The 14669-nt window shown below is 72.3% G+C and carries 13 protein-coding genes; 12 read left to right on the plus strand and 1 reads right to left on the minus strand.

What is annotated here, in order from left to right; genetic code table 11:
- Positions 1 to 120 precede the first annotated feature (120 nt).
- From ACFVFQ_RS07890 to ACFVFQ_RS07945, 12 genes are all read left to right on the plus strand, one after another.
- Positions 121 to 1068: an acyltransferase domain-containing protein gene (locus tag ACFVFQ_RS07890; protein WP_383410572.1), complete on the plus strand. Its 948-nt coding sequence runs from the start codon at positions 121 to 123 to the stop codon at positions 1066 to 1068.
- Positions 1040 to 2899 carry an acyl-CoA dehydrogenase gene (locus ACFVFQ_RS07895; protein WP_383410575.1) on the plus strand — a complete coding sequence of 620 codons (1860 nt, stop codon included), beginning with the start codon at positions 1040 to 1042 and terminating at the stop codon, positions 2897 to 2899. Before ACFVFQ_RS07890 ends, ACFVFQ_RS07895 begins: the two co-directional genes overlap by 29 nt.
- Complete coding sequence (locus ACFVFQ_RS07900; protein WP_383410578.1) at positions 2896 to 4005, plus strand: 3-oxoacyl-ACP synthase III family protein; 1110 nt, start codon at positions 2896 to 2898, stop codon at positions 4003 to 4005. Before ACFVFQ_RS07895 ends, ACFVFQ_RS07900 begins: the two co-directional genes overlap by 4 nt.
- On the plus strand, positions 4002 to 4844 hold the full coding sequence (locus tag ACFVFQ_RS07905; RefSeq protein WP_383410582.1) for an SDR family NAD(P)-dependent oxidoreductase: 843 nt from the start codon (positions 4002 to 4004) through the stop codon (positions 4842 to 4844). Before ACFVFQ_RS07900 ends, ACFVFQ_RS07905 begins: the two co-directional genes overlap by 4 nt.
- Positions 4845 to 4869: 25 nt before the next feature.
- Positions 4870 to 5973 (plus strand): beta-ketoacyl-ACP synthase III, encoded by a 1104-nt coding sequence (locus tag ACFVFQ_RS07910; RefSeq protein WP_383410587.1) that lies wholly within the window; start codon positions 4870 to 4872, stop codon positions 5971 to 5973.
- Positions 5946 to 6215 (plus strand): acyl carrier protein, encoded by a 270-nt coding sequence (locus ACFVFQ_RS07915; protein WP_383410590.1) that lies wholly within the window; start codon positions 5946 to 5948, stop codon positions 6213 to 6215. The genes ACFVFQ_RS07910 and ACFVFQ_RS07915 overlap by 28 nt, the downstream gene beginning before the upstream one ends.
- Complete coding sequence (locus ACFVFQ_RS07920) at positions 6212 to 7453, plus strand: beta-ketoacyl-[acyl-carrier-protein] synthase family protein (protein WP_383410592.1); 1242 nt, start codon at positions 6212 to 6214, stop codon at positions 7451 to 7453. Before ACFVFQ_RS07915 ends, ACFVFQ_RS07920 begins: the two co-directional genes overlap by 4 nt.
- Positions 7454 to 7650: 197 nt before the next feature.
- On the plus strand, positions 7651 to 8754 hold the full coding sequence (locus ACFVFQ_RS07925; protein ID WP_383410595.1) for an NAD(P)-dependent alcohol dehydrogenase: 1104 nt from the start codon (positions 7651 to 7653) through the stop codon (positions 8752 to 8754).
- Between the two features lie 25 nt (positions 8755 to 8779).
- Complete coding sequence (locus ACFVFQ_RS07930) at positions 8780 to 8956, plus strand: hypothetical protein (RefSeq protein WP_383410598.1); 177 nt, start codon at positions 8780 to 8782, stop codon at positions 8954 to 8956.
- A gap of 133 nt (positions 8957 to 9089) precedes the next feature.
- Positions 9090 to 9623, plus strand: a complete 534-nt coding sequence (locus tag ACFVFQ_RS07935; protein ID WP_383410601.1) for a hypothetical protein — start codon at positions 9090 to 9092, stop codon at positions 9621 to 9623.
- Positions 9624 to 9884: 261 nt separating this feature from the next.
- Positions 9885 to 12482 carry a rifamycin-inactivating phosphotransferase gene (gene rph / locus ACFVFQ_RS07940; protein WP_383410604.1) on the plus strand — a complete coding sequence of 866 codons (2598 nt, stop codon included), beginning with the start codon at positions 9885 to 9887 and terminating at the stop codon, positions 12480 to 12482.
- 120 nt (positions 12483 to 12602) lie between these two features.
- On the plus strand, positions 12603 to 13460 hold the full coding sequence (locus ACFVFQ_RS07945) for a hypothetical protein (protein WP_383410609.1): 858 nt from the start codon (positions 12603 to 12605) through the stop codon (positions 13458 to 13460).
- A 120-nt stretch (positions 13461 to 13580) separates the two neighbouring features.
- Here the strand turns inward: ACFVFQ_RS07945 and ACFVFQ_RS07950 are convergent, their stop codons facing one another.
- Positions 13581 to 14549 carry a DMT family transporter gene (locus ACFVFQ_RS07950; protein WP_383410612.1) on the minus strand — a complete coding sequence of 323 codons (969 nt, stop codon included), beginning with the start codon at positions 14547 to 14549 and terminating at the stop codon, positions 13581 to 13583.
- Positions 14550 to 14669 lie beyond the last annotated feature (120 nt).

Raw genomic sequence — 14669 nt, forward strand, 5'->3', positions numbered from 1 at the left:
GCGCACGGAGAACACGAATCGGCCGTACTCAGAATCGTCCATGTCTTTCCCGGACAGGGCGACTTCGCGATCAGCCCGCTCATTCGGGCGCTTCGCGCCCACCCGGCCGTACGACATACCGTGCGCGAGGTATTCGAGGAATCCGAGGAAGTGGCCGGCGAATTCGGCATCGCGCCACTGACTAAGGCATTGCTGAGCGATGCGCCGCCCAGTGGCCGGGACCTCGCGGCCGGACCGGTGGGCACACCCCAACTGGCCCTGTTCTGCTCCTCGATGGCCGTGCACCGCGCACTGTGCGCCGCCGGGCTGGCACCCGACGAGGTGCTGGGGGTGAGCTTCGGGGAGATCGCCGCCCTCACCGCGGCCGGCGTGTTCGAGGTCGCCGAGGGCGCCCGCATCGCCTGCCTGTTGGCCCACCAACTGGCCCGCTGCCCTGGCGGGTTGACCCTGCTGTCCACCAGCGAGGCCGGCGCGGCGGCCCTGCTGCGCCGCACCGGCTCCCCCGAGTTGGCCCTGGCCTGCGTCAACGGGCCCGACGAGACCATCGTCAGCGGCCCCCTGCCCCGACTACGCGCCCTGGAGGAACACGCCAGGCAGCAGAACGTCCCGGCCGCCCGCCTGCGGCTGCCCTTCTCCTCCCACCACCCGTCCCTCACCGGCCCCGCGGACGCCTTCGCCGCCGCGATCGCCCCCATCGACGGCCGCCCGGCCCGCATTCCCGTCCGCTCCGCCGTCCGCGGCGGCCGCTACGGGCCCGACGACGACGTCCACCGGGGCCTGGCCGACTGCCTGATCCGCCCCGTGCGATTGCCGCCGGTGCTGCGCCAGGTGACCGCCGGCGGCGACCACGCCCTGTTCTTCGAGGCGGGTACCGGCCGGGCACTGACCCGCAGCATCCGGGAAGTCCTGCCGCCGGACACCACCGGCGCCCATGCACCGCTCGCCGACCCCGACTTCCCCTGGCCCGGCCCCGACGACCCGACCCCCCGCCCGCCCCACGCCGCCCTCGCCACCCGTACCGCCCTCTGGAGCCAGCACGATGACCACGCGCACGCAACCGCTCGATGAACTCGGCGAGATCGTCAACGGCTCCCGCCCCTACACCCTGCGCAGCCGCCTGCTGACCGTCCTGGCAGCCGACCGGGCCGCGCCCCCGGACCCCACCGAGGACCGGGCCCACCGCATCCACCGACAGCTGCGCCTGCTCGCCAAGAACCTCCCGCCGGCCGGCGAACTCTTTCGCGACCCGGAGCAACTCGCCGTCCTCAGCGAGTGCGTGGCCCTCACCGACCCGCCCCTCTACATGGCCGTCCTCAACCACTACGCACTCTGCCTGGGCTCCATGGCCACCCTCGCCGAGGACCCGACGCGGATCGGCCGCCCGTGGCAGGCGCTGACCACCGGTCGCGCCAAGGGCGTCTTCCTGGTCACCGAGATCGGGGACGCCAGCAGCCACCTGGGCACCCGCACCGTCGCCCGACTCGACCCCGACACAAGGGAGTTCGTGCTCGACACACCGGTGCCGGGCGCGGCCAAGTTCTCCAGCGTCGGCGGGTCCGGAGGGCCACAGACCGCCGTGGTGTGCGCCCGCGTCCTGGTCGACGACACCGACCACGGGGTGTTCTCGTTCGTGGTCGAACTCTCCGACAACGCCGGTCCATTGCCGGGCGTGGAGATCTCGCCGAGCATCGAGGCACCGTCGCTGCCGCTGGACTACGCGCTGGTGCGCTTCCGGGGTGTGCGGGTGCCGCACCGCCAGTGGCTGTCCGACCGGGCGCACGTCGACGCGGACGGCGTCCTGCACGACCCGCTCGGCGACCGCGACGCCCGGCTCCAGCGGACCCTGTCCGTCGGCCAACTCCTGTGGGCCACCCTGCCGTCGGCCGTCGCCGCCATGGCCCGCCAGAGCGCCGTCCAGGCACTGCGCTTCTCTGCCCACCGCCGCGCCCACGGCCGACTGGCGCCCGGCGCCCACGTGTTGGACCTGCGCAACCAGCAACACGCGCTGCTCGGCGCGCTGGCCCAGGCGTTCGCGCTGACCTGCGCCGGCCGGACCGCACGGGAGATCTGGGCCCGCTCACGCTCCGCGACCGCCCACCGCCCATCGACCCCTCCCTCGGACGGCATGACGTTCTCCCCGTGGACCGCCGTGGACCGCCCACTGGCGGTGCTCAAGGCAGCCACGGTGCGACGCGCCGCGCAGGTCGCCGCCGAATGCCAACACCGTTGCGGACTCGCCGGGTTCCTGCACCCCAACCTCCTCGACGGCTACCACGGCTTCGCGCACGCCTTCGACACCGCCGGCGGCGACAGCCAACTGATCCTGCTGGACGCCGGTCGGGCGCTCGCCCAGGCCGGCGGCGGGGCCGCCGGCACGGTGCCGCGCGCCGAGGCCACCTTGGACCACCCGGGCTGGTGGCCGGCGGTCGCCCGGGCCCACGAGCGGCGCCTGCGGGACACCCTCCGGCGCACCGTCCAACGCCGCACCCGGGCCGGCAGGACCGGGCTCGACCTGTGGAACCCCCTGTTGGACGCCGCCCACGAACTCGGCGCCGCCCACGGCGCCCGGCTCATCGCGGACGCGGTGGCCGCCGCCGTCGAGGCCGTCCACGACCCCGAACTACGCGCCGTTCTCCACCCGTTGGCCGCGCTCCACGGCGCCGTCGAGGCCCGCCGCGCCGCCGGCAGTCTGCTCGCCGCCGGCACCCTCTCCCCCGCCACCGCACGCGCACTGCCCACCGTGATCGACGACCTGTGCGACCGGCTCCTGCCCCATCTGCCGCTGCTGTGCGGGGCGATGGGCGCACCACCCGGCGCGGTCCCAGCCCCCCTGGGCGCCGACGACTACGCCGCGGCCCTGTACGACTCCCTCGACCGGTCACCGGAAAGGCCGTCATGAACCCGCACCCCACCCCCGCCCCGTGCATCGGCATCCTCGGCATGGGCACCTACCTCCCGCACGACACCCGCTCCAACGACGACATCGCGGCCGCCGCCGGCGTGACCCCCGAATGGATCGCCCAACGCACCGGCGTCCGCACCCGACACGTCGCCGACCCCGACGAGGCCGCATCCGACCTGGCCGCGGCCGCCGTGCGCGCCGCGGTGGCCGCAGCCGGCATCGACATCGAACAACTCGACGTGTTGATCGCCGCCACCTCCACCCCCGACGAGCTCGGCCCCTCCACCGCCTGCCGCATCCAGGCCCTGACCGGCGCCCGGCACGCGGTCGCCCTCGACGTCAGCGCGGCCTGCGCCGGTTGGCTGTTCGCCGCCCGGGTCGCCCACGACTGGCTGCGCGGCCAGGGCGGCGCCCGGTACGCGGCGGTGGTCGGCGTCGAGGCGTACTCCAAGTTCCTCGACCCCACCGACCGGGGCACCGCGGTGCTCTTCGCCGACGGAGCTGCCGCCGCGGTACTGGGCCCCGTCCCCGACGACGCCGGCTTCACCGACTTCCGGCTCGGCTCCGACGGCACCGGCGCCCACCACGTCCTGATCCCGGCCGGCGGCAGCCGCATCCCGGCCAGCCCCGCCACCCTCGGCGCGCACCAACACCAGGTCCGCATGGACGGCCGCGCGGTACGGGACTTCATCGCCGACGTCTTCCCCCGCCTGGTCAGCGAAAGCCTGGCCGGCAACGGCCTCCAACTCACCGACGTGGACGCCTACATCACCCACCAACCCAACCCCGTCCTGCTGCGCAACCTGGGCGAGCGCATCGGCATCCCACCGGGCCGCCTGGTCATCGTCGGCGACGAGGTCGGCAACATCGGCGCCGCCAGCGCCCCCTACGCGCTGGCCGGCGCGGCCGCCCGGGGACTGCTGTCACCCGGCGGCCGCATCCTCCTGGCCGTCTTCGGCGCCGGCGTCACCTGGGGCAGCGCCCTGCTGACCTGGACCGGCGCCCCCGTCATCCGCATCGCCCCCACCCGCACCACCCAGCCGGCCACCTCCCCCGTCAAGCCCCTCACCAACACCCCTGTCCTGCAAAGGAGTTCCTCATGACCACAACCCCCGACCCGTTCCGGCTCGACGGCGCCCGCGCCCTGGTCACCGGCGCCTCCCGCGGCATCGGCAAGGCCACCGCCCTCGCCCTGGCCCGGGCCGGCGCCGACCTCGCCCTGTCCGCCCGCACCTCGGCGGCGCTGAAGGAGACCGCCGCCCTGGTGGAGGACGCCGGGCGCACCGCGGTCCTCGTCCCCGGCGACCTCGCCGAACCCGGCGCCGCGGACGAGGTGGTGGACGAGGCGGCCACCGCACTCGACGGGCTCGACGTCGTCGTCCACAACGCCGGCGTACTGCCCTCCCAAGCGGACGGCACCCCCACCCTGGTCCCCCTCCAGGAATCCCAACAGGCCGACTGGGACCAGGTGATGGCGGTCAACCTCAACGCCACCGCGGCGCTCTGCCGGCGCGCCCACCGCCACCTCACGGCCTCCCACCGCGCCAGCGTGGTGCTGATGTCCTCACTGGCCGGCGTCGCCGGCACCCCGCGGATGGAGGCGTACGGCGCGTCCAAGGCGGCACAGATCTCGCTGGCCCGCAGCCTGGCGGTCGGCTGGGCGCGCCAGGGCATCCGCGTCAACGCGCTCTGCCCCGGCTGGACCCGCACCGACATGACGTCCTTCGCCTACTCCCTGGCACCGCTGTCGGACTGGCTCACGGCACACGTCCCGTTGGGCCGCTGGGCGGAGCCCGAGGAGGTCGCCCGAGTCGCGCTCTTCCTGGCCTCGCCCGCCGCCTCCTACCTCACCGGGCAGGCCCTCGTCCTCGACGGCGGGGTGTCGGTGCCCGACGGCGGACTGGCCGGCATCCCCAAACCGCCCTCCCCGTTTACCGCCTGACCGCACCCGAATCGAGGAACCCACCATGACAAGGGTGAGCCCCACCGCCGTGCTCGACGGCATCGGCAGTTGCCTGCCACCGCGGGTGCTGACCAACGACGACGTCCGGCGCCGCGGCGTGCTGGACACCACCGACGAGTGGATCCGCACCCGCACCGGCATCGCCCGGCGCCGGGAGGCCGGGGAGGACACCAGCACCGGCGACCTGGCCGTCGCCGCGGGCCGGGCCGCACAGCAATCCGCCGGCGCCCGCGCCGACTTGGTGCTGGTCGCCACCACCACCCCGGACCGGCGCTGCCCGGCCACCGCACCGGAGGTCGCCCAACGACTGGGCCTGGGCACCGTCCCCGCCTTCGACCTGTCCGCGGTCTGCTCCGGCTTCCTCTACGGACTGGCCGTCGCCACCGCGCTGATCCGCACCGGCGTGTGCACCCGACCTCTGGTCATCGGTGCCGAGACCTACTCCCGGATCATCGACCCGCTGGACCGGGACACCGCGGTGATCTTCGGCGACGGCGCCGGCGCGGTCCTGCTGCGCGCCGGCAACCGCGGCGAGCCCGGTGCCGTCGCCGCCACCGACTGGGGCTCCGACGGCACCGGCAGCGACCTCATCGCGATCGCCGCCGGCGGCTCCCGACAGCCCGACCTGGGGCACCGGCAGAGCCGCGAGGAACACTACTTCCGGATGCGCGGCCGCGAGGTGTACGGCCAGGCGGTACGCCGGATGACCGCCTCCTCCAACGCCGTGCTGGCCAAGACCGGTTGGCAACCCGGCACCATCGGGGCGTTCATCGGCCACCAGGCGAACCAACGCATCCTCGACTCGGTCGCCGACCGGATCGGCATCCCGCCCAGGCACCGCTACGGCAACCTCCGCGAGGTCGGCAACACCGCCGCCGCATCCATCCCGCTGGCCCTCGCCGACGCGGCCGCCCACCGCCGCATCCGCCCCGGCACCCCCACCCTCCTGACCGCCTTCGGCGGCGGCCTCACCTGGGCGTCCGCCGCCCTGACCTGGCCCTCCGCCCGCCCCTTCGCCCACCCCCCGGAGCCCCGCACTCCACAACCCACCACCCGATCCGCGCACCGGAGGAACTCCTCATGGAAGCTGTCTACGACCACCTCGTGACCACCCTCACCAACAAGTTCGAGGTCGACGCCAAGGAAGTCCACCCCGACCGCACCCTCGGCGATCTGGACCTCGACTCCCTCGCCGTCGTCGAGCTCTTCGTCACCCTCCAGGAACACTGGGGCATCCCGCTCGACGAGGACGGCGCCACCGCCGAACTCACCCTGGAACAACTGACGCAGACCGTCACCACCCAACTGTCCGCCGACGGCACCGCCGAGCGGGGAGGAGCCCCGCGGTGAGTGGCCCCGGCGACGACACCCGTCTCGCGGTCACCGGAATCGGCCTGGTCACCCCGGCCGGTTCCGGCACCGCGGCCACCTGGGAAGGCGTCTGCGCCGGCCGGGGCACCGCCGCACCCGACCCCGAACTGGCCGGCCTGCCCGTCACGTTCTCCTGCCGCGTCCCCGACTTCGACCCACGCACCCAGGTGCCGGGCCCCCGCCCCTGGCAACACGACCGCGCCACCCAGTTCGCACTGGCCGCCGCCCACGAGGCCGTCACCGACGCCGGACTGGACCCCACCACCTGGGACGGCGCTCGGGTCGCGGTCATCCTCGGCTCGGCGGCCGGCGGCATCGGCACCTACGAACAGCAGCTCCACAAGCTCGCCGACACCGGCCCCCGGGCCGTCTCCCCCCTGACCCTGCCCGCCTTCCTCCCCAACATGACCGCCGGGCAGTTGGCCATCGCCCTCGGGGCCCGCGGCCCGGTCCTCCACACCGCAACCGCCTGCGCCTCCGGCGCCACCGCCCTCGCCCTGGCCGCCCAACTGCTGTCCTCCCACGCCTGCGACATCGCGATCGCCGGCGGCACCGACGCCATGATCACCCCGCTCTGCGCCACCGCCTTCGCCCGCATGGGCGCCCTCTCCCGCCGCCACGACGCCCCCGCCCACGCCTCCCGCCCCTTCGACGCCGACCGGGACGGCTTCGTGCTCGGCGAGGGCGCGGGCATCCTGGTCCTGGAACGCACCACCGACGCTACCGCCCGCCGCGCCCCCATCCAGGCACACCTCGCCGGCCAGGGCATCTCCGCCGACGCCCATCACCCCGTCGCCCCCGACCCCGAGGGCCGGGGCCTGCTGCTGGCCACCCGGGAAGCGCTCCGCACCGCCGGCGCCACCCCGACAGAGACCGACCACATCAACGCCCACGGCACCAGCACCCCCCTCAACGACCGCACCGAAGCGACGCTCGTTGACCGCCAGTTCGGCACCGCCCCCTCAGTCACCGCAACCAAGGGCGTCCTCGGCCACACCATGGGCGCCGCCGGCGCGATCGAAGCCGCCCTCACCGCGCTCACCCTCAAACACCAACTCGTCCCGCCCATCGCCAACTTCCACCACCCCGACCCCGACTCCCCCACCCTCGACCTGGTCACCGACCACGCCCGCCCCCAACCCATCCGCCTCGCCCTCAGCAACTCCCTCGGCTTCGGCGGCCACACCACCGTCCTCGCCTTCCGCCCAGCCAACTGACCAACTCGCTGGCTGGCTGGCTGGCTGGCTGGCTGGCTGGCTGGCTGGCTGGCTGGCTGGCTGGCTGGCTGGGAAAGACAACCCCATTCCAGGCGTCACTCCCACCAGTTGAGTAGGCTCGGTTCACCCACCCCACCCACCGCCGCGGCCGCAGGGACGGCCAACACCACCAACCAGACAGGATAGCAACCCCACCCATGCGCATCCAGGCAGCCGTCGTAGAGACCCCTGGCGGGCCCTTCACCCTCCGCGACGACCTCGTGCTCGACGCGCCCCACCCCGACGAGGTCCTGGTCAAGATCACGGCGGCCGGCATCTGCCACACCGACCTGAGCACCCGCCAGAAGTGGCCGGCACAGCGCAGTCCCATGGTCTTCGGCCATGAGGGCGCCGGCGTGGTGACGGCCGTGGGCGACCACGTCACCACCGTGCAACCGGGCGACACCGTCTGCCTGAGCTACCGCAGTTGCACAACCTGCCGCCAGTGCGCAGCCGGCCACCCCGCCTACTGCGAAACCGGCATCTTCGCCCTCAACGCCACCGGCACCCGCCCCGACGGCAGCACCCCACTCTCCCGGGCCGACGACCAAAGCCCCATCTACGGCAACTTCTTCGGCCAGTCCTCCTTCGCCACCCACGCCCTGGCCCACATCAGCAACGTCGTCAAGGTCCCCGCGGACCTCCCGCCCGCGGTGGCCGCACCCCTCGGCTGCGGCGTACAGACCGGCGCCGGCACCGTCCTCAACGTCCTCCGCCCGCACCGCGATGCGTCCCTGGTCGTCTTCGGCGCCGGCAGCGTAGGGCTCAGCGCCGTGATGACCGCGGTCGCCGAGGGCTGCCACGTCATCGCCGTCGACCCGCTCCCGGCCCGCCGCGCCATGGCCCGCAAGCTCGGCGCGGCGACAGCCATCGCCCCCGACACCGTCACCGACGTCGCCGCCGAAATCCGCCAACACACCCACGGCGGCGCTCACTTCGCCCTGGACACCACCGGCCGCCCCGACGTGATCGCCCAGGCCATCGGGGCCCTCGCCCAACGCGGGACGCTGGCCCTGGTCGGCGTCGGCGGCCGCGCGGAGTTCGACATCATGACCGTCCTGACCAAGGGCATCCGCATCCGCGGCGTCATCGAAGGAGACGCAACACCCGCCGACTTCATCCCCCACCTCATCGACCGCTACCGCGAGGGCCTCCTCCCCCTCGACGAAATCATCACCGAATTCCCCTTCCACGACATCGAACACGCCGCCCAGGCCGCAACCACCGGCAAGGCCATCAAGCCGGTACTCCGCATGCCGTGAACGGGCCGCCCACTGCCCAGCGAGCGTGACCGTGCCACTCACCGCAGCACCGGTGCTCTACGGGGCCGGAATCGTGCGCGTGCTGCTCTCCGCGCTCCTGCCCTGGCGACGCACCGTGCGCCCGGCCCGCATCGCCCTGTTCGCAACGGGAGTTGCGTCGGCCGCGGCCGCGATCCCGCTCCTGCTCTCGACCCACCGCTGAACCTGCACCGTCACAGACCGCGGCACGCCGCCGCCTGCGGATACCCCACCCGACGTCGTAGACCCCATCCGTTTCCGCCGCCAGGTCGTGGCACCAGACGTCCCTCCGACCGACACCCGTCAAGGACCAATCCATGCCAGGCCGCAATTTCTTCAGCCATCCGGAGAAGAGGCTCTACCTCGGCGGTGTCGCCCTGATGGTCCTCTTCCTCACCCTGGTGTTCGGCTGGCTGTTCACCGCCGTCACGGCCGCCCTTCTGGCTACCGTGTGCCTCGTCGTCGACACCGCCCGGCGGGGTGTCTCCGCCCTGCTGGCGCGGCGGCGGCGCACCGGGTGGTTGCTGCTCGCCCTCGCGACCGTGCCGGTATCCCTCCTGGGCCTGCTCGTCTCCTACGCCATCGGGCTCTTCTCCGGCGGCTTGTACGTGGACAAGTCCTGCCGACTCCAGCAGGAAAGCTACGACGGCGCCTACCGATCGCAGCACGCGGCGGAAACGGACCGCTGGTTCCCGCTGCACAACAAGTGCAACGCAGACTTCGACCTCGTTCCTTCCTGGGTGAACCCCGCCCTTGCGATCTGCGCGACGCTCCTGACAGTCAGCATCATCACGATCATCGTCGCCACCGTCGCACATCTCAGAGCGCCAAAGCCGAGGCCAAACAGCTGACTTGGCCAGCTGAACGCTCCACAACACGCTGCGCGAGGAACGCGTCAGTCACCGCGGACGGCACAAGCAAAAGGCGGGCAGTCAAAGCAAAAAGGCAAGGAGAAACCTCTCCCTGCCACTCTCAACTTATAGCGCACTGGGGGGCTTGCGGCAAGGCCCTGGGGGTGACGCAGAATCGTCGGCCTGGACCACAACCTGCTTGGAAATGAGGGGCACACCGTGCGTGTGTGTGGTGTCGTCGAATGCCTGGGAGGCGTCGCAGTGAACGAGCAGTACGTGTTGGACCTCCAGGAGATCGACGTGTCTCAGGTCACGGTCGTCGGTGGTAAGGGTGCGCACCTGGGCGCGCTGTCGCGGATCGAAGGCATCGGCGTACCGGCCGGCTTCTGCGTGACGACGGACGCCTTCCGGCGGGCCCTGGCACAGGCGCCGTCGGTCAACGATCAGCTCGACCAACTGTCGTGCCTGGGACCGGACGACGGGGCGGCGGTCCGCGCACTCAGCGCGGAGATCCGCAGGACCATCGAGCACATCGCCATTCCGGGCGATCTCGCGTCGGCGATCACCAGCGCGCTCGCCCGGCTCGGCGACCAGGCCGCCTACGCCGTCCGATCCAGCGCCACGGCGGAGGACCTGCCGACGGCCTCCTTCGCCGGCCAGCAGGACACCTACCTGAACGTCGTGGGGCCGACCGCGATCCTCCAACACATCGGCCGGTGTTGGGCCTCGCTCTTCACCGAACGCGCCGTGGTCTACCGCCAGCGGAACGGTATCGATCACCGTGCGGTCCATATGGCCGTGGTCGTGCAGCAGATGGTCTTCCCGCAGGCGGCCGGCATCCTGTTCACGGCCGACCCCGTCACAGGCAACCGGAAGGTCGCCACCGTAGACGCCAGCTTCGGTCTCGGCGAGGCCCTGGTCTCCGGGCTGGTGAACCCGGACGTCTACAAGGTGCGGGACGACGCAGTCGTTGCCAAGACAATCGCCGCCAAGCAGCGCGCCGTTCACGCCCTGGCGGCCGGCGGCACGCGGGAAGTGGCGATCGACGCACAGCGGCAGGAGCAGCCGGCACTGTCGGATGCCCAGGTCGTGCGGCTCGTGCAGCTCGGGCGCCGGATCGAAGCGCACTTCGGCCGCCCGCAGGACATCGAATGGTGCCTGGTCGACGACGGCTTCCAGGTCGTGCAGAGCCGACCGATCACCACGCTGTTCCCCCTCCCCGAGACCGACGACCAGGAGAATCACGTCTACGTCTCCGTCGGTCATCAGCAGATGATGACCGACCCCATGAAGCCGCTGGGGCTCTCCGTGTGGCAGCTGACGGCCATGGTGCCGATGCACGAGGCCGGCGGCCGGCTGTTCGTCGACGTCACCCGGCGCCTGGGCCCGCCCGCGAGCCGCGCCGCCCTCCTGGACCTCGTGGGGAGGGGCGATCCGCTGGTCAGAGACGCTCTGGAGACCGTCCTCGACCGCGACGATTTCGTCCCGTCGCTCCCGGACGCGGAGCCCGGCAGGCCGCCGGCCGGCGATGCGTCCGCCCCGGTCGAGCCCGACCCGGCCCTCGTCACCGAGCTGATCGAGCGCAGCCAGGCATCCGTCGCCGCCCTGGAGCGCGGCATCCGGACGAAGACCGGACCGGCGCTGTTCGACTTCCTGTGGGAAGCCTTCGAGGAGCACAAGCGGGTCCTTGGTGACCCGCTCAACTTCCAGGCGATCATGGCGGGGATGGAGGCCACGTGGTGGCTCAACGACAACCTGTCGGAGTGGCTGGGCGAGAAGCACGCGGCTGACACCCTCACGCTGTCCGCCCCCGGCAACGTCACGTCGGAGATGGGACTGGCGCTGCTCGATGTGGCGGACGTGATCCGCCCGCACCCGGAGGTCGTGGCGTTCCTCCAGGCCGTCGAGGACGAGGACTTCCTGGACGACCTGGCGAAGCTCGCGGGCGGGACCGAAGCGCGCGACGCCATCGAGAGCTACCTCGACCGGTACGGCATGCGCTGCGTCGGCGAGATCGACATCACGAGGCCGCGTTGGCGCGAACGCCCCACCTCGCTCGTGCCGTTGATCCTCGACAACGTCCGGAACTTCGCGCCGGGCGCCGCCGAACGGCGCTTCGAGGAAGGCCGACAGACGGCGCTGAAGAAGGAACAGGACGTGTTGTCGCGCTTGCGGACCCTGCCTGGCGGGGACCAGAAGGCCGATCAGGCCAAGCGGATGATCGACCGGGTCCGCACCTTCATCGGGTACCGGGAGTACCCGAAGTACGACATCGTCAGCCGCTACTTCGTTTACAAACAGGCCCTGTTGGCGGAGGCCGAGCGCCTCGTACAGGCAGGCGTGCTGCCGGAGAGGGAGGACGTCTTCTACCTCACGTTCCAGGAACTCCACGACGTCGCGCGCTCGAACGAGCTGGATGGCGAACTCATCCAGCAGCGCAAGGAAGCGTTCCGCTCGTACCACGCGCTCACACCGCCCCGGGTGTTGACGTCGGACGGCGAGGCCGTCACGGGGGCGTACCGGCGCGACGACGTGCCGGCCGGCGCTCTCGTCGGCCTTCCAGTCTCCGCCGGGACCATCGAGGGGCGGGCCCGCGTCATCCTCGACGTGGCGGAGGCCGATATCGAAGCCGGCGACATCCTGGTCACGACCTTCACGGACCCCAGTTGGTCACCGCTGTTCGTCGGAATCGCGGGCCTGGTCACGGAGGTGGGCGGCCTGATGACCCACGGCGCGGTGATCGCCCGGGAGTACGGCCTGCCGGCCGTCGTCGGCGTGGACCAGGCCACCCGACTGATCCGGGACGGACAGCGCATCCGCGTACACGGAACCGAGGGGTACATCGAGCTCCTGCCCTGACCGACCGCCGGAGGGTCGTCATCCCCTCACGCGGCACCGTCCGGCGAGTCCCCCCCCCCCCCGCACCGCACGCCGATTAACGCCGATCAACGGGCGCGCGGCGACGGATAGAGTTCGTCAGTGACTACACCTCAGCCCTCGCCCCAGGAATTCGGTGGCGCGCCCGGGTTCGGCGCGCCCGGCGGTGCCCCGCTGCCCGGCCCCCCGCCGCAGATGCCTGGCGGGTACCAGGCACCGAACGCGGGCGGATACCAGGCACCGGGTCCGTACGGCGCGCCACAGGCGCCCTACGGTGCGCCGCCGCAGGCCCCGTACGGCTACCCGGGCGCAGGCATGCCGCCACCGGTCCCGCCCAAGAGCAACGCCGGCAAGGTGTGGGCCATCATCGGGGCGGTGGCCGGCGTCGTCGTCCTGGGCGGCATCGCTGCGGCCGTGGCGTTCAGCGGTGGGGGCGGGGGCGGTGGTGCGTCCGGGCCCAAGTACCGGGTGACGGTGCCGCAGACGTTGGCGGACGGCAGTTACACCCTCGCCAAGGACATCTCCGCCCAGGCAAGCAGCTCCATACCGCACGACGGGGCCAACGAGCACGGCATCTCGTCCGTGGGCGGGCAGTACACCAGCGGCACCAAGTCACTGGTGATGGTGGGCATGTACGGCACGATCGACGATCCCGGGACGACCGTGGAGCACGCCATCCGCGGCATGAAGAGCGACAGCCGCACCCAAGTCGCGGTGACGGAGCGGGAGTTCACACCCTCGGGCGGCGGCGCCCCGCTGACCTGCGGGGTGGATGTGCGCGAGGAGATGGGGCAGAAGGTGACCCTGGGCTTCTGTGTCTGGGCGGACGCCAGCACCAGCGGGAACGTCGCCCAGACCGACGCCTCCGACCTGGCCAAGGACCCTCAGTCGGTGGATCTCCAGGCGTTCGCGGACACCGTCGGCAAGATCCGCAACGAGGTCCGGAAGCCGTTGGGTTGAGCCTGATGAGCTGAGACTGTTGGGCCGGGCCTGTTGGGCCGGGCCTGTTGAGTCCGATGGGTTGGGGCTCTTGGGCAGCGGGGGTGCCACCGCTGCCCAAGAGGTTGTCCGGCCCGCCCCTCAGGGCGTTTCCGCGGCGCACGACCGCGGGGCGGGTGCATCGACCGCGGCGGGTTCGTCCGGTGTGCGGGCGCCGGTGCGGGTGGCACCGGCGCCCGCGATGACGACGAAGAGCACCCCGGCCGCGGACACCAGGCCCGGTGTCTGGCCGAGCACCAACAGGCCGATCAGCAGCGCGATGGCCGGTTCCAGGCTCATCAGCGTGCCGAAGGCGGCGGTGGTCAGGCGGCGCAGCGCGAGGAATTCCAGGACGAACGGCAGCACCGGGCTCACCACGGCCAACACCAACATGATCCCGACCGCCTGCCACGTCAGATGCCCCCACAGACTGGGCGCGGCGATCAACGTGCCGAGCAGACCCGCGACCGGCATCGAGACGGCCAGGCCGCTGAGCCCGGTAACGCGGTCGCCGACGCCCTGGGTCAGCAGGATGTAACCGGCCCAACAGCCCGCGGCGGCCAGGGCGCAGACCAGCCCCACCGCGTCCACGCCGCCGCGCCAGGGCTCGGTCAGCAGCACCACGCCGAGCGCGGCCAGCCCGGCCCACAGTCTGCGTCCGCCGCTCGGCCCGAACAGCGACACGGCCAGCGGGCCGAGGAACTCCAACGCGCTCGCGGTGCCCAGCGGCAGACGCGCCACGGCGAGCATGAAGAAGAGCATCATGCCGGCACTGGCCGCGCCCAGCACGCCGCAGGCAAGCAGATCCCGCCGGGTGAAGTAGCACAGCCTGGGACGTATCAGGAGCAGCAGGAGCAGTCCGCCACAGGCCAGCCGCAGTCCCGCCGTGCCCAGCGCGCCGAGCTGCCCGAAGAGCGGGACGGCCAGGGCGAGCCCCAGTTGGACGGAGGTCATGGAGGCGACCGCCATCAGGAAACCGGTCTCGGCACCGCCGAGGCGCCGCCGGCCGACGGCGGTACGGAGACGGGACGGGGCGCGGCCCTCTGGGCCCTTGAACTCGAACGCAGGCATGGGAGTCAGTAGATGCCCCGCTCACCGTTCGCGTCCACGTGCCGAACACGGACGTTCCGTTCGACGATCCTGAACGATACTCCGAACAAGTGGGGCAACGACGCCCTGAACAATGGACGT

The organism is Streptomyces sp. NPDC057743, assembly GCF_042798755.1.
In the GTDB taxonomy this organism is placed as follows: Bacteria; Actinomycetota; Actinomycetes; order Streptomycetales; family Streptomycetaceae; genus Streptomyces.

What these genes read in the sequence shown, in the direction of transcription:
- ACFVFQ_RS07915 (WP_383410590.1), top strand. Translation starts at nt 5,946, where the DNA reads ATGGAAGCTGTCTACGACCACCTCGTGACCACCCTCACCAACAAGTTC.
- ACFVFQ_RS07900 (WP_383410578.1), top strand. Translation starts at nt 2,896, where the DNA reads ATGAACCCGCACCCCACCCCCGCCCCGTGCATCGGCATCCTCGGCATG.
- ACFVFQ_RS07910 (WP_383410587.1), top strand. Translation starts at nt 4,870, where the DNA reads ATGACAAGGGTGAGCCCCACCGCCGTGCTCGACGGCATCGGCAGTTGC.
- ACFVFQ_RS07950 (WP_383410612.1), bottom strand. Translation starts at nt 14,549, where the DNA reads ATGCCTGCGTTCGAGTTCAAGGGCCCAGAGGGCCGCGCCCCGTCCCGT.
- ACFVFQ_RS07895 (WP_383410575.1), top strand. Translation starts at nt 1,040, where the DNA reads ATGACCACGCGCACGCAACCGCTCGATGAACTCGGCGAGATCGTCAAC.
- ACFVFQ_RS07905 (WP_383410582.1), top strand. Translation starts at nt 4,002, where the DNA reads ATGACCACAACCCCCGACCCGTTCCGGCTCGACGGCGCCCGCGCCCTG.
- ACFVFQ_RS07935 (WP_383410601.1), top strand. Translation starts at nt 9,090, where the DNA reads ATGCCAGGCCGCAATTTCTTCAGCCATCCGGAGAAGAGGCTCTACCTC.
- ACFVFQ_RS07925 (WP_383410595.1), top strand. Translation starts at nt 7,651, where the DNA reads ATGCGCATCCAGGCAGCCGTCGTAGAGACCCCTGGCGGGCCCTTCACC.